The 24,109-nt window shown below is 44.7% G+C and carries 21 protein-coding genes; 3 read left to right on the forward strand and 18 right to left on the reverse strand.

Annotation, left to right across the window (positions count from 1 at the left end):
* Positions 1-32 precede the first annotated feature (32 nt).
* From fosB to AC58QG_RS06380, 3 genes are all read right to left on the reverse strand, one after another.
* Positions 33-455, reverse strand: coding sequence for a metallothiol transferase FosB (fosB, locus tag AC58QG_RS06370; protein WP_497361258.1), 423 nt, complete (start codon positions 453-455; stop codon positions 33-35).
* Positions 452-1,372, reverse strand: a complete 921-nt coding sequence (locus tag AC58QG_RS06375; protein WP_497361259.1) for a DMT family transporter — start codon at positions 1,370-1,372, stop codon at positions 452-454. Before AC58QG_RS06375 ends, fosB begins: the two co-directional genes overlap by 4 nt.
* A 156-nt stretch (positions 1,373-1,528) precedes the next feature.
* Entirely contained in the window at positions 1,529-2,338 is an 810-nt protein-coding gene (locus AC58QG_RS06380) for a VOC family protein (RefSeq protein WP_497361260.1), read from the reverse strand.
* A 171-nt stretch (positions 2,339-2,509) separates the two neighbouring features.
* On the opposite strand from AC58QG_RS06380, the gene AC58QG_RS06385 reads away from it, so the two are divergent.
* Both AC58QG_RS06385 and AC58QG_RS06390 read left to right on the forward strand, forming a co-directional pair.
* The gene (locus AC58QG_RS06385; RefSeq protein ID WP_497361261.1) at positions 2,510-3,667 is read left to right on the forward strand and encodes a glycosyltransferase family 4 protein; all 1,158 of its coding nucleotides are present in this window, start codon (positions 2,510-2,512) and stop codon (positions 3,665-3,667) included.
* A gap of 14 nt (positions 3,668-3,681) precedes the next feature.
* The gene (locus AC58QG_RS06390) at positions 3,682-5,001 is read left to right on the forward strand and encodes a UDP-glucose dehydrogenase family protein (RefSeq protein ID WP_497361262.1); all 1,320 of its coding nucleotides are present in this window, start codon (positions 3,682-3,684) and stop codon (positions 4,999-5,001) included.
* 115 nt (positions 5,002-5,116) lie between these two features.
* On the opposite strand, the gene AC58QG_RS06395 is transcribed toward AC58QG_RS06390, so the two are convergent.
* From AC58QG_RS06395 to kdgD, 5 genes are all read right to left on the reverse strand, one after another.
* Positions 5,117-5,890 carry a metallophosphoesterase gene (locus AC58QG_RS06395; protein ID WP_497361263.1) on the reverse strand — a complete coding sequence of 258 codons (774 nt, stop codon included), beginning with the start codon at positions 5,888-5,890 and terminating at the stop codon, positions 5,117-5,119.
* A gap of 150 nt (positions 5,891-6,040) precedes the next feature.
* Positions 6,041-6,388, reverse strand: a complete 348-nt coding sequence (locus AC58QG_RS06400) for an ArsR/SmtB family transcription factor (RefSeq protein WP_497361264.1) — start codon at positions 6,386-6,388, stop codon at positions 6,041-6,043.
* 131 nt (positions 6,389-6,519) lie between these two features.
* Positions 6,520-7,977 (reverse strand): alpha-ketoglutaric semialdehyde dehydrogenase GucD, encoded by a 1,458-nt coding sequence (gene gucD / locus AC58QG_RS06405; RefSeq protein WP_497361265.1) that lies wholly within the window; start codon positions 7,975-7,977, stop codon positions 6,520-6,522.
* Position 7,978: 1 nt separating this feature from the next.
* Positions 7,979-8,980, reverse strand: coding sequence for a mannonate dehydratase (locus AC58QG_RS06410; RefSeq protein ID WP_497361266.1), 1,002 nt, complete (start codon positions 8,978-8,980; stop codon positions 7,979-7,981).
* A gap of 12 nt (positions 8,981-8,992) precedes the next feature.
* The gene (gene kdgD, locus AC58QG_RS06415) at positions 8,993-9,919 is read right to left on the reverse strand and encodes a 5-dehydro-4-deoxyglucarate dehydratase (protein WP_497361267.1); all 927 of its coding nucleotides are present in this window, start codon (positions 9,917-9,919) and stop codon (positions 8,993-8,995) included.
* A 148-nt stretch (positions 9,920-10,067) separates the two neighbouring features.
* Between kdgD and AC58QG_RS06420 the strand changes: the two genes are divergently transcribed.
* Positions 10,068-11,057 carry a helix-turn-helix domain-containing protein gene (locus AC58QG_RS06420; protein ID WP_497361268.1) on the forward strand — a complete coding sequence of 330 codons (990 nt, stop codon included), beginning with the start codon at positions 10,068-10,070 and terminating at the stop codon, positions 11,055-11,057.
* Between the two features lie 37 nt (positions 11,058-11,094).
* On the opposite strand, the gene AC58QG_RS06425 is transcribed toward AC58QG_RS06420, so the two are convergent.
* The 10 genes from AC58QG_RS06425 to AC58QG_RS06470 all read right to left on the reverse strand — a co-directional run bounded on the left by AC58QG_RS06425 (position 11,095) and on the right by AC58QG_RS06470 (position 24,109).
* A complete protein-coding gene (locus tag AC58QG_RS06425; protein ID WP_497361269.1) occupies positions 11,095-12,300 on the reverse strand; it encodes a Ger(x)C family spore germination protein in 1,206 nt (401 codons plus the stop codon).
* A 2-nt stretch (positions 12,301-12,302) separates the two neighbouring features.
* Positions 12,303-13,682, reverse strand: coding sequence for a spore germination protein (locus tag AC58QG_RS06430; protein ID WP_497361270.1), 1,380 nt, complete (start codon positions 13,680-13,682; stop codon positions 12,303-12,305).
* Positions 13,679-14,773 carry a GerAB/ArcD/ProY family transporter gene (locus AC58QG_RS06435; protein WP_497361271.1) on the reverse strand — a complete coding sequence of 365 codons (1,095 nt, stop codon included), beginning with the start codon at positions 14,771-14,773 and terminating at the stop codon, positions 13,679-13,681. The genes AC58QG_RS06430 and AC58QG_RS06435 overlap by 4 nt, the downstream gene beginning before the upstream one ends.
* Before the next feature lie 349 nt (positions 14,774-15,122).
* Positions 15,123-15,668, reverse strand: coding sequence for a GNAT family N-acetyltransferase (locus AC58QG_RS06440; RefSeq protein WP_497361272.1), 546 nt, complete (start codon positions 15,666-15,668; stop codon positions 15,123-15,125).
* Positions 15,669-15,702: 34 nt separating this feature from the next.
* Positions 15,703-16,161: an SRPBCC family protein gene (locus AC58QG_RS06445; protein WP_497361273.1), complete on the reverse strand. Its 459-nt coding sequence runs from the start codon at positions 16,159-16,161 to the stop codon at positions 15,703-15,705.
* 146 nt (positions 16,162-16,307) lie between these two features.
* Positions 16,308-16,658, reverse strand: a complete 351-nt coding sequence (locus AC58QG_RS06450) for a zinc ribbon domain-containing protein (protein ID WP_497361274.1) — start codon at positions 16,656-16,658, stop codon at positions 16,308-16,310.
* Between the two features lie 164 nt (positions 16,659-16,822).
* Positions 16,823-19,672 carry a CBM96 family carbohydrate-binding protein gene (locus AC58QG_RS06455; RefSeq protein ID WP_497361275.1) on the reverse strand — a complete coding sequence of 950 codons (2,850 nt, stop codon included), beginning with the start codon at positions 19,670-19,672 and terminating at the stop codon, positions 16,823-16,825.
* Positions 19,673-20,345: 673 nt separating this feature from the next.
* A complete protein-coding gene (locus AC58QG_RS06460) occupies positions 20,346-20,612 on the reverse strand; it encodes a hypothetical protein (RefSeq protein WP_497362795.1) in 267 nt (88 codons plus the stop codon).
* A gap of 97 nt (positions 20,613-20,709) precedes the next feature.
* Positions 20,710-22,341 carry a response regulator gene (locus AC58QG_RS06465; RefSeq protein WP_497361276.1) on the reverse strand — a complete coding sequence of 544 codons (1,632 nt, stop codon included), beginning with the start codon at positions 22,339-22,341 and terminating at the stop codon, positions 20,710-20,712.
* Positions 22,334-24,109 carry a cache domain-containing sensor histidine kinase gene (locus AC58QG_RS06470; RefSeq protein ID WP_497361277.1) on the reverse strand — a complete coding sequence of 592 codons (1,776 nt, stop codon included), beginning with the start codon at positions 24,107-24,109 and terminating at the stop codon, positions 22,334-22,336. Before AC58QG_RS06470 ends, AC58QG_RS06465 begins: the two co-directional genes overlap by 8 nt.

Genomic DNA, 24,109 nt, shown 5'->3' on the forward strand with positions numbered 1-24,109 from the left:
TTTTCCAAATTTGGTCACGGTTAAGGGTCTCTTTAGTCATAAAACACCATATGCGATTTGTCCTCTTTGTAATAGGCTAGACGGTCCTCTAACGTCCCCGTATGGAATTCGAATTTATGCCCGTCTGGGTCCGTAAAATAAATAGATTTTTTATCTCGCTCATCTCTTGTTCGACCAGGAAGCAGGGATACCTTCAACTTGATAAGTTTTTCTTCTAAAGCATCCAAATCATGCTCATCTACCGTGAACGCAATATGCGTATACGAATACTGAATCTCCTCACGTGGGATATCCTTCTCTTGATTCAAAGCTAACCAGTTCCCGTTCAAGTCAAAGTAGGCTAAATTTCTTCCTTTTACCAAGAGCTTTGCATCAAAGACTTGTTGATAGAATTCAATCGATTTCTCTAAATCCGAGACTGAAAACAGCAAATGATTAATCGCTCCTATTTTCATGAAACGTTCTCCCTTCGCTTATTGATGACATCTCCTATCTTCTGTACCGGGACACTGAACAGGATGAGAACGGCCGCTAGACCATCCATCCAAGTCAACCGCTCTCCTAACAACAGCATAATAAACACAAGTGTGACAACCGGAGCAAAGAAGGTGAAGCTCGCGATTAGTGATGCTGACGAATACTTCAAAGCCCTGAAATACAGGAAGAATCCAAAAACAATATTGCTAAGACATAACCACAAAACGCCATAGAAATCCATCATTTGGAGCAGCTTTCCCTGTGAATAAACCAGCATTCCTCCAATGGCCAATAGCCAAGCTACTGATGTGATCACAAAGGTACTGATTAACATGTCTTTCTTATTTTTCTTCACAAGATTCGTAAACAATCCCCAGCTCACCGCTGCCATTATCGCCAGTAGATCGCCCTCTAGGTTTGTAAAACTGAAATTCGCGAAATCCCCCTTCGTTATCAATACGATAGTCCCCATAAACCCCATGAGGATAGAGAGGATTTTGTACCGATTTAGCTTCTCTTTATGGATCGGAATGGCAAATAGGACGATAAAAATGGGAAATAAATAGTTTAACATAGAGGCCTCAATCGCCGGTATGAGTTCTAGTGATTTTAGATAGAGAAAATCATATAAGAACGTAAATACGCCACAGGCAAGCACCAGCATCCACTCTGAAAACCTCCATGACTTGAAGATCCTCCCCCGCGCTTTGACGAATACAATACCTGCAAATATGACAACACCAATGCCGTACATATAAAATAAAACCTGATAACTGTCCATTCGATTTAAAACCAACCTACTAACGGCTGCAACCGAGCCCCAAATCAGCAATAAAAGAGGCATGAGCACAAAGGGATTCTGGGTGGCAGTTAATTTCTTATCATCTCTTAACAAAATAACTTACTCCTTAAGATCAACTATTTTCATGGGAAACTCTAATCTTACCTGATTTGAAAAAGGGAATACAAGTAAATATTAGGAGTCTCTCCTCATCTACTGTTGGTTCGTAAAAAAGAAGCTGCAGAGCAGCCTCTTAACAAATCATTTTTTTTATACGCCATCCGATATTAAGAACGGCAAATTCAACCGAGAAGGTACATCTTCAGGAAATGACGTGGCAATCAGTTGAATACAGTACGCATCCAGCTTAAAGATAAGTTCACCATTTGGCTTTCGTTCATATAGCGTACCATCTGCTTCCAGCCTATCTTGCACTTGCTTGATGTAAGCATCGTTGCTTACCCCAAAAGTGACAACCATCTCAGTAGGTTGCAAAGCTTTCATCGCAATTGGAATCCATTTGCGTTTCGTTGACGGAATCACAGCATGTGCGGTTCCACCAATCGCAAAGCTAAAGTTATCCATCACTTTATCCAACTTAAAATCAAAGAGACGTACGAACCTCTCCCTATATGCCTTAACCTCATCCACAGGAAAACCGATCTCGCGCAAGTATATGATTTTCAGATCTCCATAGGCCTGTAAGATACCTTCCTTGACATAGGAATGCGCAATAATTTCTAGTAAATTACCGTCCCCATCGCGAAAATATACATTCTTTCCCGTTTCAAAATGATCAATGATTCGGCCATCTGACCATTTTAAAAGAGTAACGCCCGATGCTCGAAGCTCGCTAACTACATCATCAAATTCCGAATACGGCACTTCGAAGGCGAAATGAACTGGATGCAAAGCAGATTCTATTTCTTTAAATGTTAATGTGAAAAAGTCGGTAGGCTGGAAACATATTCCATTCTCGGATTCCGAAATTACAGGGAATTTCAACTGGTCCTGATAAAATTGTTTCACGCCCTGCAGGGATACCGTAGGTAATTGGAGCCCAGCAAAATGAGTTATCATGGCTTGCCACTCCCTCTCTGGAGACTTTAACAAATGCCCTTACACTTAGTATACATTTATGTTTAGAAAGTACAAATCAGATATTTTTATACTCCCTTCATATTCCAATGATATTCCCCGAATACTCTCCTGCTACGCTAAAGTTATATTGGAACTACAGGAGGGATTCATATGCGTCTCGCGTTGTTTACCGACACTTTTGTTCCTCAAATGAACGGCGTTGCACTCACGCTTGGGAGGTTTACAGACTATTTGAATCGCCGTGGCGTCGAGCATCTTGTTTTTTCACCGAAGAGTACGGCTGACATGGTGTACTCGGATCCCATTCGACCCATTACAAGCATCCCTTTTTTTCTATATCCCGAATGCCGTTTGGCTTTACCCAGACTTGTTACTATACGCACAGAACTCGATCGTTTTCGCCCTGATTTACTTCATTTAGCAACCCCTTTTAACCTAGGATTATGCGGGCTGCACTATGCGCGCAAGCACCAAGTACCACACGTAGCTTCCTACCATACTCATTTTGATCGCTATCTTGCTTATTATCGAATGAAACCTGCTGTTCCCTTCTATTGGAGCTATATCAATTGGTTTCATCATTCGTGTGATGCGACCTTCGCCCCATCTCAGGATACGATCTCTACCTTGCAAGAACATGGCCTGGACCGCCTGTTGCTCTGGTCTCGCGGTGTAGACTGCTCGTTATATACGCCTGACAAGAAAAGTAATGACGTCCGTGAACGGTACGGTATTACAGCTCCTTATCTCTTTCTTTATGTTGGGCGCATTGCGCCAGAGAAAGACATCGACACCTTATCTGCCATCATGAAAGGCTTGCCCGATTCCATGAAAGCGCGTGTACACTGGCTCATCGTTGGAGACGGTCCTCAGCTTCAAGAGCTGCGTGAGCAAGCGCCTGCGAATGTGACGTTCGCTGGTTATAAGAATGGCGAAGAGCTTGCACAGATTTATGCATCTGCAGACCTTTTCGTCTTCCCTTCCAGTACCGAAACGTTTGGAAATGTTGTTCAAGAAGCCATGGCGTCTGGACTCCCTGTTGTTACTGCCAATAGCGGCGGTGTGCGAGAAATGGTGCTCCCTGGCGAAACTGGTGTATTATGTACACCCCGTCAGCCGCAATCTTTTATAAGAGAAATCTGTTCATTAGTGGATGACGAGGAACGCATGGGTAGATTCCGTCTTGAAGCCCGACAATTTGCTCTTGGTCGATCGTGGGACGCCATCTTCGACCAATTGCTTCATGATTATGAACAGATCATTGATTTTCGTCGTATCGGGAAGAAATCGGGATTTTACTCGGCATAAAAGGAGGACTTCACATGCGATTAACGATTGTCGGAACGGGTTACGTCGGTTTGGTTGCTGCGGTTTGCTTTGCGAAATTAGGTCATATTGTTACAGCGGTAGATCGGGAACAGGTGATCCAAGACTTACAAGTCAATAAGTTGAACATTTGGGAGACTGACTTACAAGAAATGCTTGTAACATGTCGCAACGAAGGCTATTTGTTCTTCGACACCAACCTTGCAAGAGCCACTAATGGAGCTGACGCTCTGATGATCGCTGTTGGAACCCCTGCTCGCGTCGATGGTCAGACTGATCTTAGTCAAGTGGAAGATGTGGTTGCACAATTGATACTATCTGGCGTATGCCCTCCTCTTGTGATTATGAAAAGTACGGTTCCTGTAGGCACCTGTGATGCGATTGAACAAATCTTAGTGGCTGCGGGTATCCAAACGGAAGTAGCATTTAACCCAGAATTTTTACGTCAAGGCAGTTCGATTCACGACTTTATGAATCCCGATCGAATCGTATTCGGTTGTCAATCACCTCAAGCAGAAGCGGCTCTCCGCCAACTATACAAAGCAGTTGATGCTCCTATTCAAATCTGTGATCGACGCAGCGCGGAGCTAATCAAATATGCATCCAATGCATTCCTTGCCATGAAAATTTCATTTGCCAATATGATTTCTGATGTATGTGAAGGATATAGCGCGGATATTCGCCAAGTTATGCAAGGCGTAGGTACGGATCGACGGATCGGTCCTCATTTTTTGCAAGCAGGTATTGGGTATGGCGGCTCTTGCTTCTCAAAAGATTTACAATCCCTGCTGACTTCCGGAAAAGCCATTGGGTGTTCGCTCCCCTTACTAGAAGCAACAGCACAAATCAATGCAGACCGAATTCCACAAATGCTTGATAGGCTCATTTCACTATGGGGTAATCCACGTGGGATGCGGTTAGGTGTGCTTGGTATCTCTTTCAAACCGAATACCAATGATGTGCGAGATGCGCCATTTCTTACATTGGTCCAGCTATGTCACCTCTACGGTATTGATATTCAGGCTTATGATCCAGTCGTTCAGCATGTTGCGATGCAAGGCGTTAAGGTGATGGATTCTGCTTATGAGGTATCGGCTGGTGCTGATGCCCTTATCATCCTGACAGAATGGCCGCAATTCTCGGAACTGGATTGGGTTCATATGGCTCAATTGATGCACCAGCGTATTATACTTGACGGCCGAAATGTCTTATCGGATCAGGTGATTGCTAGGTTGATGACGATAGATGATATTTGTTATGTGCCTGTTGGAAGATCTGTGGAACGAGTTAAGAAGGCTATTTCGACTAGCATGTAATAGATTAAATGTTCATGAAAAAACGGCAACCTTAGACGGAAATGACGTCCTTGGTTGCCGTTTTATCTTACAAATGTCAAAATCGCCGCCAAATTCGCCACTTCAGGAACTCGTTCTACAACCTAACTTTAAAGACAGCGATTTCCGGTGAACAAGCCACGCGAATTGGAAGCCGTGAAGTTCCTAGTCCGCGATGGATATAGAAGTGCTTGCGCTCATCCAGCTGTCTATGTCCAACATGATAGTCTTTATAAGCGCCAATCGTACGTCCAAGCAACCTGACTTGCCCCCCATGTGTGTGCCCGACGAGCAGTAAATCATATGGAACTTGGTTATCCAAAGCTGTTTTTATAATACTCGGAGAGTGTGCAAGCATGATAACAAAATCATATTTTTGTAATTCCTCATCACTTATGGTTAGGCGTTCCTTCCCGTTAATCGAGTTATCGAATCCGTAAACCAGCCACTTCTTTTCGCCCATGTCGATCGGGACTCCATCATTAGATAAAACAGCTATATGAGACTCTTGAATCATTCGAATAATATCCTCATACTCTTGATCCGAATAACGCTCATGATTACCCGGGACAAAAAATAATCGAGGGCACTCAATTCGACGAATGTCCAATAAGACCTTATTCAATTGCTCTTTCGTTGAAGCCAAATCCCCTGTGATCATCACAAGATCAGGTTTGACGTTATTCACCATTTCACTCAATGAGCCATTGATAAAATGGGTTTGCCCGTGCAGATCAGATATCTGAACAACGGTAAAGCTTTGCTCGGATTGATCGCCGATCTGTACGTGCGAGTATTTGACCCAGAAGGTGCTATATGCAATAAATAGTGCTCCAAGCACTACTAATACGACTATACCTGTCATCACCATAATCCAAAACAACCTCCATCCTGATGAATTCAGTTATGTGCTACACGTGCCAATATACATCTTTTTCTGCTCAAATGCCACTTTCACGAAATCGAAAAAGCAGCTTCAAGGAGCTGCTGCAAAAATAAAAGACCGCGCTATGCGCGATCCTCATTCATTTTCACTGTCTTCATCCAGCTTCGCTTGTAATAGTTGCTGCAACCATGACACATTATCACTCCAAAATTTCCCGTAGAAGTCAACAAAGTCTTGGATCTCCCTTAACGGAGCAGCATGCAGTCGGTAGCGCGTTTCCCGTCCTACTTTGCGATCGGTAACGAGTCCCGCCTCTCTAAGTATCGTCAAATGCTTGGAAACCGCCGTTCGCCCCATTTCAAAATGCAGCGTGATTTCGTGGAGAGGTAATTCCTCTGCCTCAGCTAATAGATGGATAAGCTTTCGCCGAGTTGGATCTGCTACCGCATCATACACATCTCGTATTGGATTCTTCTCGTTCAAAATCACCGCTCCAGACTCTTCACATGATAATAGGACACCTAATGATGTCTTATCATTGTGCGATGCAAGGCGGTGCCATGTCAAGTTTCTGCAGAAGTAAAAAGCCAGCCGCTCATGCAACTGGCTTCCTTCTATGATTTTATAAATACCGTCTTCACATCTGTGTAGAACTCAATAGCCGCCTGCCCTTGCTCCCGCGATCCAGAACTCGACATTTTCATACCGCCAAATGGGGCTTGCAGCTCTACGCCAGCACTCTCGGCATTGACACGAACAAGTCCTGCGTCGATATCATGCATGAAGGTTAGCATACGCGAGATATCTCTCGTGAAAATCGAAGCGCTAAGGCCGAACTTTACGTCGTTAGCAATTTGAATTGCTTCCTCGAAAGTATCCACTTTCATTAAGGCGAGAACAGGTCCGAATATTTCTTCCTGCGCGATGGTCATCGAGCTTGAAATATGTTCAAAGACCGTAGGCTCAATGTAGAAGCCTGCATCTAAGCCCTCACCTTCCACTTTACCTCCGCCACAGAGCAAGGTACCGCCATCTTCGATCCCTTTCGCGATATAGGATAGCACCGTATGATACTGCTTCTCGCTCGCACACGGCCCCATCCACGTGGATGGAACCATGCCTGGGCCTACCCGTATCTGCTGAATACGCTCCAACAACTTCAATTTAAATGCTTCATAAATCTCGCTTTGTACGATAACACGGCTAGTGGCCGTGCATTTCTGTCCGGTTGAGCGTAAGCCACCGCTAACTGTCGCCTCGACAGCGAGGTCTAGATCCGCATCTTTGACCACGATGATGGGGTTTTTACCTCCCATTTCTAGCTGATACTTCGCCCCTTTTGCAAGTGCGCTCTGGCCTACAAGCTTCCCGATACGATCGGATCCTGTAAAGGTAATACCGTGTATATCCGGATGATCTGCTATCGCTTGACCAATCACATCCCCTTGACCCGTCACCATATTAACAACTCCCGCTGGGACTCCTGCCTCTTGGAAGCATTCCATAATCAACGCAGCTGTGATGGCAGTTTCCTGAGCAGGCTTAAACACAACGGTATTGCCGAAGATTAAAGCAGGCGCAATTTTCCAGATTGGAATGGCTACAGGGAAATTCCATGGTGTAATCACGCCGACCACGCCCAACGGCACACGTGTTGTAAACATCAATGCAGCGCTGTCTGTAGATGGAATCACGTCACCGCTCTTCCGCATGCCTTCGCCTGCATAGTAGCGCAGAATAGCGACACCCCTTGCTGTTTCACCTTTGGCCTCAGGGAACGTTTTCCCCATTTCGCGGGTCATCATCTCCGCGATTTCATCCAATCGGCGTTCTAGCTTATCTGCAACCTTGTACAAGTAATCGCCACGAGCTGATCCCGATAATTTGCGCCAGCTCAGCTTCGCTGCTTTCGCCGCTTCCACAGCTTCATTCAAATCTGCGATAGATGATTTTTGCACATAACCCACGATTTCATGCCGGTTCGCTGGGTTGATACTCTCCTCCACCTCGCCGCTGCTTGCTCTTTGCCACTCACCATTGATCAAGTTCAGATACGTTTTAATTTCACTCATGTTAGTCTCTCCCGCCTCTAAACTCCGTTAATGCGGCCAATAGCGCCTTTACGTAGCCAATTGCATAGGCCCAACCGACCCAATTCATCTTCGATTCTGCACTTCGATGTGGTGCGCGATCCATTTCGAGCGAGGTAATATGGTCTGGATTAATACAGCCGTTATAGCCGACTTTATGAAGCTCCAGCAATATTTTGGCCATATTCATGTGTCCATCGTCTAGCATGGCCTCTTCAAATGCTCCTGCTGTCGCCAAACTCGCCCGCACATTGCGGAAATGAACAAGAAAGATTTTATCTTTACGGCCATACTGATAAATTTCATCAAGAACAAGCGGTGTTCCCCCAGCCTCTCCACGCGTACCTACGCAATAGACAAGACCTACATTTCTGCTAGGGAAGCTATCGATTACCCGATTCAAACCGAGCCCGCCAAAAGGCGTGTTATGATAAGGCGTGTCAGAAGGATGAACAGCCAACTTCATATCATACTCTTCAGCTAGCGGAACCAGCTTACTAAATACGAGATCAAAGCGCTTCCACCATGCGTTCAGCTGTTCTACCGTTGGAGGTTGTTTCTCCAAATGACGTTTCAACGATTCTCCGCGAACTAGTGCGCCACCGCGGTGAACAGCTGTGTATTCCTCCGCCATATAGGGAAACACATCGCCGGCAAAACGCTGGCGAACTAACGTTATCCCCGCCTCACCGAAGGTTTTAATCGCATTGCTGACGTTGTCTAATTGAATCTCAGAACCAGGCTCCTCCAGCATGAAGCTCGTTGACATGTCAGGCAGCGTCACCCGATTAATTTCCATCCCATGAGAGCGAACTCTGCGCTTTAATTGCAAAAGTTTGTCCAGATCCGGAAAGCCCTGCTCACGAACACCTGGAAAGGAACCTCCTTGCGTAAAATCGATACAATCAACGCCTAGCTGACACATTTGTCTCAAATCGCTATCGGATAATTCACATGTGGGAACTTGAATGGATACCTTCATCATGACATTTTCCTCCTATCCGTTATTGGCGATCGCGACCAGGTCTAAACTTCGTTTAATAATGGATTCCAATCTTACATAATGCTCACGCTCCACTTGAACTAGCGGTGTTCGAACTTCTAACCCGATTGGCAACCCTACAATGTTCATACCTGCTTTAATCAGCGAAACCGCATACCCTTTCCGCAATTGACGAATCCGATGGATCGGTAAAATCACTTCTTGATAGATGGAACTGACCATCGCCTTGTCTCCAGCAAGCAAACTGGTATAAAAAGCTCTCGATACCTGCGGAATATAATTCGAGATGGCGGAAGAGTACGATAGATAACCTAGTGCTGAGTAGGCTGGCATGGTTAATTCAGCCAACGGCATTCCATTCATCCATTGTAACCTTGAGCCGAGGGATTGTACGAATTCAATATTTAGCTCAAAATTGCCTAAACCATCCTTAAATCCAATGACATTAGGTAAGTTGGTTAACTTTTCTAACGTACTTAAGTTAAAAATCGCGTTATCACGCTGATAAATAATGACAGGTAATCCTGTGCTCTGAGCAAGCGTCTTATAATAGTTGTACAAGCCCTCCTGCTCGGGAATGATTAGATAAGGCGGAAGCAGCAATAACCCGTCTGCGCCAAGCTTTTCTGCCAGCTGGGCACGTTCCACCGCTTCTCTAATATTGCCTCCAGCACCTGCGAATACAGGGACTTTGCCAGCAGAAGTTGCTACACCAACAGTAACTAATTGGGCATATTCGCTGATATTCAATGACTGGTATTCTCCTGATCCCGCGCAAACGAACACAGAATCCAAACCATTGTCCACTAAAAATCGGACGTTCGCTTGAAAAGCTTTCTCATCTAGCTGCTCATTATTATCAAACGGTGTCACCGGAAAGCCCATAATTCCTGCGAGTGAAATATTCAAATCTTTCGCCATTGTTCACAGCCCCTTTGCAAATTCTTCCACGCCTATGAAAGTAATTATAAAAAATGAATGCGTTTCCGTCTTTATAAAAACAGGCCGCTTTTTTTCAAAAATTCCATGCTATAATAGTTTTCAGTCTACTTGAGAGGAGTCCCCATGCGTGCTAAGTCCATCCATTTATTCGCGCAGCAACCTGTACCTCAACCAAAATCTGGTTCAGCTGCAAGGTGCCTCCGCCTCCATCTTTGTTCATTATTGGGGAGCTAAGCCGCAGCATAAGGGCAATCGTCCGCATACGCATTCCTTTTTTGAAATTTGCTACGTCGTCGAAGGAGAAGGACATTACTTCCACGATGGGATTACCTATCCACTTCGACCTGGAACACTCTATTGCTCGAAGCCCGAGAGTCGTCATTCCATCCAAAGCGATGAAGGCATGTTGCTCTTATTTTTTGCACTCGAGCCGGTCGCATCCGAATCTAGCGAGGCATTTATGCAGGATTTCCGCCAGTTATGTGCATATCCGCATCTCTTCATCCCAAATGCTGAGGGCACAGCCCCCATGCTCATTTGGCAAGCCCTGCTCATCCAAGCTTCGGAGACAGGTGATCGCTATAAAGAAACGATTGAGCAATTAGCCTACACGTTGGTTATTAGTTGTATCTCCTTATTTCTGCAGCATTGCCGCTCAGGTGAAACTTCGTCGTCTACTGCTAATCTGGAGCTGCAAGGTACGCTTAAGAAGGTCAAAGCCTATATTCAGGATCATCTCTCTCATAAAATAGCGCTTAGTGACGTAGCACAGAGCCTCCATCTCTCAGAACGGCAGCTATCCCGTCTGATATCGGATGAATTGGGACAATCCTTCCCGTCTATCGTCAAAACGGAGAGAATCAAGCGAGCCGCCTATTTACTAGGCTACACGGATATCCCGTTGAAACAAATCGCTGAAGATACCGGATTCGAAAGCATCCACTATTTCACTCAGGTATTTACCCGAGAAATGGGAACGCCGCCCAGTCATTTCCGCAAAAATTGTTTAAACGCCGAAACCGTCGATGCCTGGATTCATACGTATTTGGCACAGGTTGCGACGCGGTATCAGAAGAAGACTGATCTCAGATATGAAACAGCGGCAGAAAAGACTTGAAAATAAAAGTCTTCGTCTGCCGCTGCTTTTCATTCTGCTATTTTGTTTTGATTAGATCCAAAAAGCTGCCCATCCTGATGCCGGATCCTTGGAGTGCAACTTTCACGTTGACTTCGATTTCCGCTTCGGAAAACTCATCATCCCAATGATCTTGGACTTTTTTAAAGCTCTTGTAATCCGTCTGCCGGAGAATTTCACCAAACCCGTAAATGTCGCTTTTGTATTGGCTCTGTACTTTCTTAATCGTTTTGAGGACTCTCCGTTGAATCTCTTGTTCGGAAAGCTTTTCTATTTTATTAAAATCCTCCGTATTGCCTGAAAATAAACCCTTGCATTGAATTGCGTCAAGCCTGCCAATCAAATCCAGATTTACAGATATCTCGGGTTTGTTTATATATTTGACATTGATTTCTTTCACTCGTTGCTGCACATACACATTAAAATACTGATTATTGCCACAGGAAATATCATAAGAGCTGCGGCGAAATTTCTTTTGCGTTAATAAATAATCTCTTGTTTCTTCTACACTCAAATGACCAGCTAATTTGGGCCCCTTAAAAATAGCAGTTCCCTTGAGATGAATATAGGTATTCAAGTCAAGTTTTTTGGCATAGTCCATCGACTTGCTTTCTTCGGAGGGATTTTTCACTTCCAATAAAGGAATGACAGGCTGATGGCCCGTTTCCGTGAGCAAACGGATTAATTCCTGCATTTGCAGCGGTTGAATACCTCCCCACTCATCCGAATACTGATCCATCTGGTCCCTGATTTTATAGGTGGGAATAGTCAGATCTGAAAACTCGGTCGTTAAGATTTCCTTCACAGTTCCTGTTTTCGCCGCGTAAATGTAAATAATATTCCGTATATCCTTATACCGCTCCAAAAAATCTAAGAAAACAAGATCACCTTTTTGAAGCAATGCCTCGTCAATGACGAGAAGCTGCATATGCTTAAAGTCCACATGTCTCGGCAGCCCCCGATTAATGCGCGTACTAACATCAGCAAGAGTGTTGAAATCCGTCTCGTAAAGAAAAGATTTAGATATGTTCATCCGTTTATTCTGGACAAATTCCGAGGTATTCGCGGCTTCAATATCCACGATGTAATTCTCTCCGGTTCCAGGAGAAATCCCCATACCTGTAACGATCAACTCATTCCCAAGCTCGATATAGTCCCAACAGCCGCTTAGGAGAACGCATGCCAGGATAACCAAGAGGCATTTAGAGCCTAGCCGTACCATCATGCTTATCCTCCTTTTCCCACATATAGGGTACGGAACGACCGCAGACTGGTCACATAACAAACCAAAGCAGCAATTCCTAAAAAGAGTCCGTAGACACCAAAGGCAGAAGCAAGAATAATAAACCCGTATCTAAGAACTCGGACAACAACCACCATTTCATCATAAGGGACCAGGTAGCTCGTGACGGCTGAAGTCGCCACGACGATGATAACAATGTTCGTAATCACACCAGCCTCGACAGCCGCTTGTCCAATAACGAGGGCACCAACGATCGTCAGCGCACTGCCGACGGCCCTTGGCATTCGTGTAGCCGCTTCCCTGATTAGCTCGAAAATAATTTCGACCATGATGAGTTCAAACACGGAGGGAAACGGAGCATCCGTCCGCTGTCCTGATAATGCCAAGGCGAGACTAATCGGCATAATTTCTGCATTGTAACTGGTTACTCCGATAAATGCCCCCGGCAGCAAAACAGATAACAGGAACGCAAAATAACGAAGCCCCAGAATGAAGTTGGCATAGATTGAAATCATGTACCTGTCTTCAGGAAAATGAAAAAAATCAACCAGCTTCGCAGGAACGACTATGGCATATGGTGAACCGTCCATTAACAGAACAATCCTGCCTTTAATTAAAAAGGCTGCGGCGGTATCAGGACGTTCCGAATTCAACGCCAACGGAAAAATTTGTAGTTTATTTTGTGGGTGCAGCTGCAGCATGAGCTGACTAATATCGAATGTGGAGTCAATTGCTATTCGATGTATTCTGTCCAAAACTTCCTTTAAGGCGAGCTCATTCGCTTTGCCATCCAAATAAGCAATTGAAACCCTTGGTTGATTTTCCGTGTCTAAGCGAATAGGAAGAAATTGTAAGCGCGGATCTCTGATTCTTCTCCTGATGAGACTGATATTCGTGTCTAACGACTCGACAAAGCCCTCTTTTGGACCAAATATGGTCGTCTGCGTTTTCGGTTCACTGATTTGCCTGATTTCCATTCCGCCAATTTGAATAGCAAGCGCTTGTGGTTCTCCTTCCACCAAGATGACGGCATTCCCGAGCAAAGCTTCTTTCACGATTTCGGTTACATTTTGTACGTATTTATAGGGCAAGCCTCCTACAGCAACTAAGCGAAAGGATTCCAAAATCTGATTTTCATCGTTTTCAAAATCCGTTTCGTTCATCGGCTGAATCAGCTCGGAGGTGATCTTGTCTGACGCTGCGAGGCTGCTGAAATAGACCAGCAACCCTTGCTTGGAGCCGAGTCTAATCGTATTGACCACGACATCTTCGGTTTTCCCTATATAAGCATTTATAATTTGCTCGGTTTGATGCCATTCAAGAGGCAACGGAATCTCGGCGCCATTCGGCAGCGAATCGTTCATGAAGTTTTCAACCTCCTTTGTCTTGCAAGCAGCGCTACATATAAGATTGCGGGTACCACGAACTGCAACGGGATATGCATGAAGATCGGAACTACCACGATGCCAATTTGCAAATGATCGGCTATATTTCTCGACATCAGTAGAGACATCGTATAGATGATGACAGCGAATGGCAGCGCCATTTGTTGAATCGAAAATTTAAATATGGTTTCGACTCCTCTTAAGGCTGCGTATAAAAAAATACTAACTTTCACTGTAATAGCAAGCAGCATAATAAATACAATCAAGATATCCACTCGCTCGAGAAACGTACTGATGGAAACGTTTCTAGCCGCACTGACCATTGGGAAATTCGTGCGCTGTTTGGTTGCAAGACCTAATGAAATAAGCTGGATAATGGAGGAGATAGCCAAGATGGCGCCACTCAAAATCGTGGCAGTGATACCGGCCTTTTTAGGGGATTTCATACTCGTGAGATAGGTACCGATTATTGCGATGAACACAATGGTTTCCCCAAAGGGAAATTCCAACGTTTGAAAGAAGACAGTATGAAGCACCGGCTTGACACCATCTCCCAAGATGGGTCTGAGGTGCCCCCATTCGTATTGGCCGGTAATAAAGATTAGGGCGATTACCAAAACGTATAAAACCATAAATGCCCAAATATAAACAGTGGTCAATCTAAAAATATTGACCACTCCAGTAACAGCTACATACAGCACAAGGAGCATGAAGGCAGCAGCTATGATTTCTTTCGGCGTTTCCAGCATGACCGCGTTAGAAATCAGCTCCGTAATGTCTCTGACATCGCGTGAAGAAATATAAACGAAGTAGATAATATACAGAAATACAAAGATTGACCCCATCCACTTGCCAAACCCTTGAATTAACAAATCAAACAGTCCTAATTGCGGAAATCGTTTTAATACATACAGATAGACCGTAAATATAATGGCCCCCAGGCATCCTGACAACAGTAAGGAAATCCAAGCATCCCGGCCTGATGATGTAGCTAGATTTAGCAAGATGGCACTACCTTGAAGGAACATAAATAAAGCTGCAAACAGCTGCTTTGAGGTCAGGTTCTCCATTCTCCGAAGTTCATCTCCTTGCCCGGAGGAATCAGTTGATTCACGATCGCTTTCTATATTTCCAATCAGCTCTCAATGCTGCAGCGAAGCCAATTAGGATTACGCATATAAGTTCTGGCCTATTATTTGCTGCGGGTACAAAATCGTTAAAGGCGAGTCCCAGCTTTTCTCCATATGAAATCATATTGAAACCTATTTGGAGAGCGATGCTGCATACGAAGACCAATACGAACAGCAAAGTTCTCATGTTAAGTCCCCTTTTTAGCAAAAATTTACTTCTATTATGCCACGAATTGGAAAATGTACTCTTCCCAGAGAAAAACAAAAAAGAGCAGCTATCTAACGCTGCTCATTCCATCGCCGCATTCCGAAGCACCATATGAATATGGTCCTCCCATTCGCCATGAATTTTCAAGTATTTGATTGCCAAGCCTTCCTCATAGAAGCCAAGCTTCTGAACGACCTTCATCGATGCCTGATTGCGTGGCATGATATTCGCTTCGATCCGATGAAGCTGCAGCTCTTCGAATGCATATGCAATTACGACTTCGAGCCCCTCCGTCATCAGTCCCTGATTGAGCAGCTCGCCATCCATCCGGTAGCCCAAATGACACGATTGGAAGGCGCCTCGTACAATATTACTAAGTGCTATGGAACCAATGATTCGTTGATCGAGCAGCATCCATACTTTGAATAGCTGCCCGTCCTCGAACAGCTTCTTTTCTCTCTCCAGCAATTCTGCGTGAAAGTCCGATGTGAAAAATAACTCATCCCGCACCATTTCCCATGGTTCTAAAAAGTCTCGATTACGACGAAAGTAATCGACGACTAACTCACATGATGCTGAGTCTAGCTGGACTAAGGACATGCGTTTCGTTCTGTGCATGACTTTCATATCTGTACTCCTCAAGCTATAAAGTCTAGTAATCTTAATGAATATGTGCGTATGGAGCCTTGTCCGATACAAGATTCAAACGGATGCCATGCTCTAGATACGCCTTCAATCCACACAAAACAATCGTAAATCCTTCAGATGCATCCAACGCTGCTTTAACCATGTCATCACCACTGCCCGTGAAACCTGTGTTCGTGATTGTCACGAAAGTTTCGTTATCGGCTTGTGAAGTAAACGTCCATTCGACCAAGGTGCCCCAATCAAGTAGAATTCGCTTGTTTACTTCGATTTCTTTGACCTCAACCTCGGCGCTTGCCCCATACATAGCCCAATCCCATTGCACACGAGTTCCTGCTTCTAATCTTCCACTACCTTGGGTAAACCAAAATTTCGATGTTATCTCAGGATCAATAAAAGCTTCAAACACCTCATGTGCTGGTTTTCGAATCAACATTTCTACTTTAACTACAGGAGCTTGAACTAACTCTACCATTACAATTCCTCCAATAACTTAGTTATATTTTAATTATCATAGCATAGGTTACGGTTCAACCAAAAACATAAACAAAACAAAAATAAAAGCAGTTCCCATAGAATCATTCTCTACGGAATCTGCTCCATAACGCCATATCCAATTAGCTATACAAAATGATGACCGCAGGACGAACAGAATTTCGTGTCTGCAACAACCACTTTGCCGCAAACGCATTCTTTTTCATTCCGTACCTCTGTAATCTTCTGTTCAATCTCGCTGATTTCTTGGTTAATCTGGGCGATGCCTTGGCAATAATCCTTCACATTCGCTTCCACCTGTGTGTAGTCACCAGATAGATACGACGTATAAACCGATTCGCCAATTAATTTATAAATTTTATCAATTTCTCTTTCTTTCAATGAAATGTGTGTTTTGAATTTCGTTATCTCAACTGTTTGCTGCGCTTTCCTAGCTGCTTCTGATGCCCCTTGCTTCACTTTATCAAAAAATGACATGCGACTCCCACTCCCCGGCGTTCTTAAATTCACGTACTAACGAATCATATGCGAAAATGTCGGAAAGTAATACAGATCAAGTCGTCCAGTCAGAGAGATATTCTTCACATAAAAAACCAGCAACCCACAGGCCGCTGGTTTTCACTATTGGTCTTCCCGTGGTTTTATTGAATGACTAACTGAGGCTTGTTAGAAGCATTCTCACTTGTATTTAACGTGGTATACTTCCCTGCGCTCTCTTGCAACTCGATGGATACAACTTTATCCCCTGCTACTTGAGTTTGCACATAGGACGTGATGTCGATTTCATAATAAGCATTGGTCGCATTCATCGCGATGCTTCCTGCTGCACTTCCGATCGCAGGCTTGTTGTTCCATATAAGCGTGCCTTCCGCCCAGCTATCCGTTGTTTGATAAGCTGTCACTGTCGTTGCGGCCGATGCACTGCCGTAAATTCGCAACTTTGCATTAGTAACGTTGGAGATGCTGCTCAGATCAAACTTCAAATATACATAACGGTTAGCACCTGAAGATGTTTTGAGGAACATCGTCGTATCATTGCCATAGTTCGTTGTGGCATTGCTTTCGTGCACATACGCATCGTCCGAGGGATTCAACGTAGCGGATGAGCTTCCGCTCAGCGTCGTCGCACTCGCCGTGTTACTTGCCGCAGATGCGTTGCCTGCTGCATCCTTCGCTCGAACATAGTAGCTATACGCCGTGCTAGCCGTTAAGCCTGTGTCCGTAGTTGACGTACCTGTCACCGTCTTCAAGAACGTCCCGCCCCGGTACACATCGTATCCAGTTACCCCGACGTTATCTGTAGATGCCGTCCAGCTTAAATTGATTTGCGAGCTGGATGCTGCCGTTGCCGTCATCCCTGCTGGCACCATTGGTGCTTGCGTATCTGTTGCTGCAAGTGTTGTCGCGCTAGCTGTGTTACTCGCTGCAGATGCGTTGCCCGCTGCATCCTTCGCCCTCACATAGTAGCTATACGCCGTGCTCGCTGTTAATCCTGTGTCCGTTGTTGATGTTCCCGTTACCGTCTTCAAGAACGTACCGCCCCGGTACACATCGTATCCGGTAACGCCGACGTTATCCGTGGATGCCGTCCAGCTCAAATTAATTTGCGTGCTGGATGCAGCCGTTGCTGTCATTCCTGTCGGCACCGTTGGCACTTGCGTATCGGACCCTCCGGTACACGAATTCGTTGCCGTGCCGCTTCCTAATAAGGAGCTGCCTGTAAAGCTTAAGCAAGCATATACCCCTTTATTGGGTGCTTGGGAGAAATCAACGGTCTCATTTTGCCCCCATGTAGGAATAAAAGTCCCTGTAGGCTTCTGCAAATGTGTCCACTGCGTGCCATCCCAACCTATTTGGTAAATCGTGTTCGCATTATTGTAAGGGGCAAATGGGACATAAGCGCCACCTTTGGTCGTCTGCTTTGACATCGTATTGTTGAAAAATACGTTCTGCTCACCCGTACCACCAGACCATTTGGATGCATGTGGTCCTGCACCATACCATATCGGATACCAAGTGCCCTCCAGCACATCCTGACCGCCCTCACCTTCACCCCATGAGCTATGCTCAAAAGGGATACTGATTGTATTTTGCTCGATCAGATTATGGCGCTCCCAGCCCCCGTGCAGGTTCATGTCAGCACTCAGTGCATTCCCTTGAATCACGTTGCCCGTCGCTGACCACTGCAAGGTTAAATGACGAACACGATCAATCGTGTTATTGGTGATTTTGGAATCGTACAATTTAGAACCGCGCACGTAACCATGCCCACCTTTTCCTTTGTTCCACGCACCAAAAATGATGTTATTCGTAATCTCCATATTTTTGGCGAATTCCGTCACAATCGGATGGGAACCGGTCATGTATGTTTGAATACCTTTGACCCAGCCATCTTGCGCAAATTTGAACAAAATGCCATGAACCGCATATTCCAGCGCCTCATTCTTATATTTGAGTCCCACTCCGCCTGGGTTGGTTACAGCGTCATAGTCATTGGCATTAATGAGTCCATTGTAAGGCGTATATGAAATATCTTGTGTAAAATAAAAGTCTTCGAAGCCCACGCCTTTCACAGCTGTGACCTTCATAACTTTACTGTAATACGTCGAATTGGAACCGCCAGGATCCGCAGGAAGCTGCCCGCTGTTACTGAAAGGAATATCAAACTCAAGCGGCTTATCAATGGTGATATTGTCACCACTGACACTTACGACCTTGAACATTTGCGTACGCATATGACCGTTGTAGCGATAAGCTTGTGGAGCCTGCATCTGATCATAAAAGGCAACCGTATTGGCGGCGCCGACATAAATCGTATCGCAGGCAGCGAATTGTGAGCCTTTGCCTGAGGCTACTTTCACAAGTGTAGTTCCTTTGGTACCGCCGCCTGCTGAAGCAACTCTCTCCCCAGTTAACCAGTGGAAGTTAATGCTTCCCTCGTAGGTCGTGTCTCCCGAGTCCTTGGCGCGATCTTCCACGCGGAAGGCTGCATATCCAGGCCACATTTTGCCATCGATGAGTGGAGCTCCTGGATTATCCGGATCTTCCGAGTACGTTGCAGCCGGCTTGAACACGATCTTCGTTCCCGTCGTCGGATTATTCCCTGCACCACGAATCGTGATAAAGCTGGCATCCACACGAATTTGCTTGTTGAGGTCAATTTGACCTGCAGGAAACTTCAGAATCGCCCGGTTGGTATCGCTTACAACACTGCCATTCACTTTTAATGTACCGCTGCGAATATCATCTATAACTTGCTGCAAAGCATTCGAATCGTCAATGCCATCGTTGGATGTAATGCCTTTCGTCGTTAAATCAATCAGTGTGCCACCTGTCGGCAGTGCCTGACCTCCTTTATACCCCGCTGTGGACCAGTTCGGTAAAGTCGGATCGACTGCGGCTATTGCTGGCGTGATTCCGATGGTTGCTGAGACTAGTAAAGAGGCTAGCGTTGAATGGAAGAGCAGCTTGCTTGACTTGGGTTTTCGCATGCTTGATTTCCTCCTATATGGACCGTTTCTTTAAAAGCGCAAAGTTGCATTCATCGTGACACCTGTTTACCTATGTAACCTTTCAATTTCCCTCCTTTACATGGATAAGCATCTATACTTTAAATGATTTTAGCCTACATCAAGCGTAGCATGTTTGTAAGCGCTGTTATAGGCGGTTATTGCTTATTTGTTGCACGCTATTGCTATTTTTATTGAGCGTTGGCGTCTCCGCGCTCGAGTTAGTCGGTTTCTTCGACTAACTCCTCTCACTTTGGGGCCTTGGCACTCGAGTTAGTCGATTTACTCGACTAACTCCTATCACTTTGGCGCCTTGGCACTCGAGTTAGTCGATTTACTCGACTAACTCCTTTCACTTTGGCGCCTTGGCACTCGAGTTAGTCGATTTATTCGACTAACTCCTTTCACTTTGGCGCCTTGGCACTCGAGTTAGTCGATTTACTCGACTAACTCCTTTCACTTTGGCGCCTTGGCGCTCGAGTTAGTCGATTTATTCGACTAACTCCCCTCACTTTGGCGCCTTGGTACTCGAGTTAGTCGATTTATTCGACTAACTCCTTTCCTTTTGCCCCGCGCATGCCACCGAAGCCCACAAAATCAAAAAAAGCGCACAAGGCGCGATTTCAAGTATTTTCGCTTTTTCTATTATTCCTAGTTAATTCAAATCCTTCGCCCTATGCGGTTTACTATAATGACTTACCCCGCCAGAGCCTACAAGAACTTTGCCGCCTTTATTGAAAATAATCAACTTTCGCAAGCCAGTAGTGAGCAAAACAATAATCTTTGCGTTATTTCTAGTTGCTGTATAGACCACATACCCACTGCTCGACACACTTGTTTTCCAATTGTTATCGAATTCCGAACGTGCAACACGATTCGAATACACTTGATTTTCCAACCTTGCCACTTGTGCTATTTTCATCACCATATCTCACCCTCTCTCTTTCTAGTATCCCTACTAGTTTATTCAATCGAGCTGAATTGGTATGGATACATTTCGAAGAAACAAGAAAAACCGCTCAAGGTTCATTCACCTTGAACGGTTCGGATATGGCGGTACTTTTCCCCTCGCGGAACTCGGAGGGGGTCCGATTCGTGATCGTTTTGAACACACGATTGAAGTGCCTAATATTCGTAAATCCAGTAGAATCCGAGATAACTTGAATCTTTTCATCGGAATAGAGCAGAAGTGATTTAGCTTTCTCAATCCGCTTCTCCGTCAGGAAGTCAATGAAGGACTGACCTTGCTTGCTTTTGAACAAGCTGCTGAGATAGGACGGGCTGAGATAGACGATTTCGGCCATCGTATTTAATGTGATCGATTCTGCATAATGCTCCTCCACGTAACGCACCACGATTTCGACGGGGCTGGTCACGATCTTTTTCTGACGATTCCTAATGCATACACTTAGATCGCCTAGCAGCTTCTGACAGCGCTCAATCAATTCTTTACTGGACGAATACGAGTAAATGTCCACCAATACCTGCTTCACATCCGTGTTCTGCAACCACATCTTCACAACGGCCAAATTCACCGCCAACTCGTAGAAATGCAGCAGCATTTTGCAAATTTGTTGGTGAATCATTTCTGGATCCTTCCACTCCTGACATAACTTCGTCACGTAGAGACTAGCTTGCTGTTGAACATTCGCTAAGTCCCCTTCTTGCACGAATTGATTCAAGGAATGCCAATCGGCGGCGTGCCAATCGTGCTTTTCCATCGTGATCTCCGCAACACTCTCGTTGGACAGCAACCGATCCCCGCCAATAACTAAACGGTATAACAGCGCTAAGCCAGCCTCTTTATAGGATTTGGAAACCGCTTCCAAGTCTTTGGCAGGACTGCCTAATCCGAAGGTAAGTGTAAAATTAGACTGCACCCGAATATCCTTCCGGATTCGATTTGTCAGCTTTTCTATATCTGAATTGATGGATGCAGCGCCATCATGATTAATCAGTGCGACAACTTCAGTGTCGTGGTGAATAAACACATATCCATTGAAGCTCTCATTGAGGCTCTCTTGAATAAACTGCTGAATGTATATCGAGAAAAGGGAAGGATTCAACTGATAATACCGCTCATCCGTCACTGAATCCCGATCCAATTTGGCAATTAAACAACTAATGTACATGTGTGGGAAATGAATACCTACATTCTCAAGCAGCTCAGCTTCACCATGATGAACATTCCCTGTCAGAAGTCCCGCAAGCACATGCTGCCGCATCTGATTCTGAACTTGTTGATCCATGCCGTGTGATTTATTAGGCCGTTTCTCTGTCAGCCACTCTTCCTGCAGCTTCTCGAGCAAAGCATATAACTCTTCCCGTTGAAAAGGTTTCATTAAATAATCTTTGGCACCTAATCGTAAGGATTCACGTGCATATTGAAAATCGTTATAACCACTCATCACCACACAAGAAATATGAGGATATCGCTCTTTCACAATATATTGAAGTTGAATGCCATCGATCCTTGGCATTTTGATATCAGTAATGATCAGGTCAGGCTGCAGCTCTTCGATCTTCTCCAAAGCCTCTGCACCATCCGTTGCCTCGTCAATTACATTCCACTCACTTTTCATGTCGGTAATCATCAACCGTATCCCTTTGCGGAAAATGGTTTCGTCGTCCACGATTAAGATACTAGGCATCCGTCTTCCTCCCTTCGTGATCAGCTTCGATGAGCGGTAAGGTTAATGAGATCTTCGTCCCCTGCTTGAGATCGCTCTCAATCGTCACGCCGTACTGATTCCCATAACGCAAGGCGATTCTTCGATGTACATTCATTAAACCTGTACCGCCTGTTCCTTCTTCCGTTGTCGTCATTTGAAACTTCCGATCCTTTAAGTTCTGCAATTGCACGGCACTCATCCCTGCGCCATCATCTTGAATTTGGATCAGCATCTGGTTATCCTGTTTCTTCCCAATCAAGCTAATGGTTCCGTAGCCATTGCCTTTATCAATGCCATGAACAATACTATTCTCAACGATCGGTTGTAAAATAAACCGAATCACCGAATAGCTCAACAACTCAGGTTCTATGCGAACGTGGAACTTGATTTTATCCTCAAAGCGAATTTGTTGAATCGCCATATAACCCGTCACATGCTCTAACTCTAGATGTAAAGGAACTTGGCTCTGATGACTATTAATGCTATAACGGAGCAGCTTGCTTAGATGGTTTGTCATTTTCACAACTTCTTTATTTCCTTGAATTTCCGCATACATACTAATTGAACCTAGCGTATTGTACAAAAAATGAGGGTTAATTTGACTCTGTAACGCTGAAATTTGTGCATTCTTCTCTCGTATCTCCGACTCGTACAGACGATACCCCAGATCACTGAGCTTCGATACCATGATATTAAAAGATTGACTTAACTGGCCAATTTCATCGCGACTATGAATCGGAATGGATACTGCAAGATCCCCTAATACAACCTTTTTCATGAGATTTCGTAATTCACTGATCGGATTGGTAATCCGAAGGGCAAATAAGGTGAAAATAATGATCGCCAGCAACAAACATACCGCACCAATTAAAATAATATAATTCCGCACATAAACCGTGTCCTGCAGCAAAATAGCCAGGGGTACCATTTCGATCATGGTCCAACCCGTTAATGGTGACGTATAGTACGAAACCAGCTCTGAATTATTATTTTGTTTATAGACTACAGTCCCCATACCTTTGAACTGCTTGATTTGATCCGCATCGGGGCCAGTCAACATGCTTTTATAAATCAGTGAACCTTCATTATCCACGATCATGATATTTTTCTTATCATTCGAAATGGCTTCAATTTTATTGCGAATAATATTTTTATCCACATCGAGAACGAGATAAGCAAGAACGGCTCCTGTATCCACACTCCGAATTTTCCTCGCAAAAGAATACACTTGATTCGTTGTTCCTAACCCCGTTTTGTCAAATGTCCCGAGATAAACGACTTTGCCTGTTTGGGAAACCTTGTCATACCAGATTTCATTCTTCACATCACGCATCGAATAATTAGCCTGCTCTTCCGACATGGCTGTATAAACGTTCCCACCTCTGGTGCGATATAAGGTCAATCCAGAAATGTCCACACGTCCATTGGCAAATACACGTTTCGCAAAATCCTCAATCGTTACACGATCGTTAAAAGAAAGATTCTGATTGGACTGCTCGCCAACCTCCAAATACTTCATGATCTGAGGCGATTGATAAGGCAAAAGAGTCAATAAATTGAGCTCATTCAAGTACGTATCAATATTGGCTGTTAGCTCCTTCACTACGTCCATCTGGTATTTCCCCGTATTTTTCTGAATCGAGGCCGAATAGCTCGTAAAGGTTAAATAGCTAGCAATCCCTAACGGTACCGCAATAAAAATTGCACTCATCACAATTAACTTCATAGCGATAGGCAAATCTTTCAT

It is taken from the genome of Paenibacillus sp. J22P169, from assembly GCF_059691995.1.

Coding starts and splice junctions, on each gene's coding strand:
- AC58QG_RS06435 (WP_497361271.1), bottom strand. CDS start 14,773: ATGGAGAACCTGACCTCAAAGCAGCTGTTTGCAGCTTTATTTATGTTC.
- AC58QG_RS06460 (WP_497362795.1), bottom strand. CDS start 20,612: ATGAAAATAGCACAAGTGGCAAGGTTGGAAAATCAAGTGTATTCGAAT.
- fosB (WP_497361258.1), bottom strand. CDS start 455: ATGAAAATAGGAGCGATTAATCATTTGCTGTTTTCAGTCTCGGATTTA.
- AC58QG_RS06465 (WP_497361276.1), bottom strand. CDS start 22,341: ATGCCTAGTATCTTAATCGTGGACGACGAAACCATTTTCCGCAAAGGG.
- AC58QG_RS06470 (WP_497361277.1), bottom strand. CDS start 24,109: ATGAAAGATTTGCCTATCGCTATGAAGTTAATTGTGATGAGTGCAATT.
- AC58QG_RS06430 (WP_497361270.1), bottom strand. CDS start 13,682: ATGAACGATTCGCTGCCGAATGGCGCCGAGATTCCGTTGCCTCTTGAA.
- AC58QG_RS06380 (WP_497361260.1), bottom strand. CDS start 2,338: ATGATAACTCATTTTGCTGGGCTCCAATTACCTACGGTATCCCTGCAG.
- AC58QG_RS06440 (WP_497361272.1), bottom strand. CDS start 15,668: ATGAAAGTCATGCACAGAACGAAACGCATGTCCTTAGTCCAGCTAGAC.
- AC58QG_RS06455 (WP_497361275.1), bottom strand. CDS start 19,672: ATGCGAAAACCCAAGTCAAGCAAGCTGCTCTTCCATTCAACGCTAGCC.
- AC58QG_RS06450 (WP_497361274.1), bottom strand. CDS start 16,658: ATGTCATTTTTTGATAAAGTGAAGCAAGGGGCATCAGAAGCAGCTAGG.
- AC58QG_RS06395 (WP_497361263.1), bottom strand. CDS start 5,890: ATGGTGATGACAGGTATAGTCGTATTAGTAGTGCTTGGAGCACTATTT.
- AC58QG_RS06410 (WP_497361266.1), bottom strand. CDS start 8,980: ATGATGAAGGTATCCATTCAAGTTCCCACATGTGAATTATCCGATAGC.
- AC58QG_RS06385 (WP_497361261.1), top strand. CDS start 2,510: ATGCGTCTCGCGTTGTTTACCGACACTTTTGTTCCTCAAATGAACGGC.
- gucD (WP_497361265.1), bottom strand. CDS start 7,977: ATGAGTGAAATTAAAACGTATCTGAACTTGATCAATGGTGAGTGGCAA.
- kdgD (WP_497361267.1), bottom strand. CDS start 9,919: ATGGCGAAAGATTTGAATATTTCACTCGCAGGAATTATGGGCTTTCCG.
- AC58QG_RS06425 (WP_497361269.1), bottom strand. CDS start 12,300: ATGATGGTACGGCTAGGCTCTAAATGCCTCTTGGTTATCCTGGCATGC.
- AC58QG_RS06445 (WP_497361273.1), bottom strand. CDS start 16,161: ATGGTAGAGTTAGTTCAAGCTCCTGTAGTTAAAGTAGAAATGTTGATT.
- AC58QG_RS06390 (WP_497361262.1), top strand. CDS start 3,682: ATGCGATTAACGATTGTCGGAACGGGTTACGTCGGTTTGGTTGCTGCG.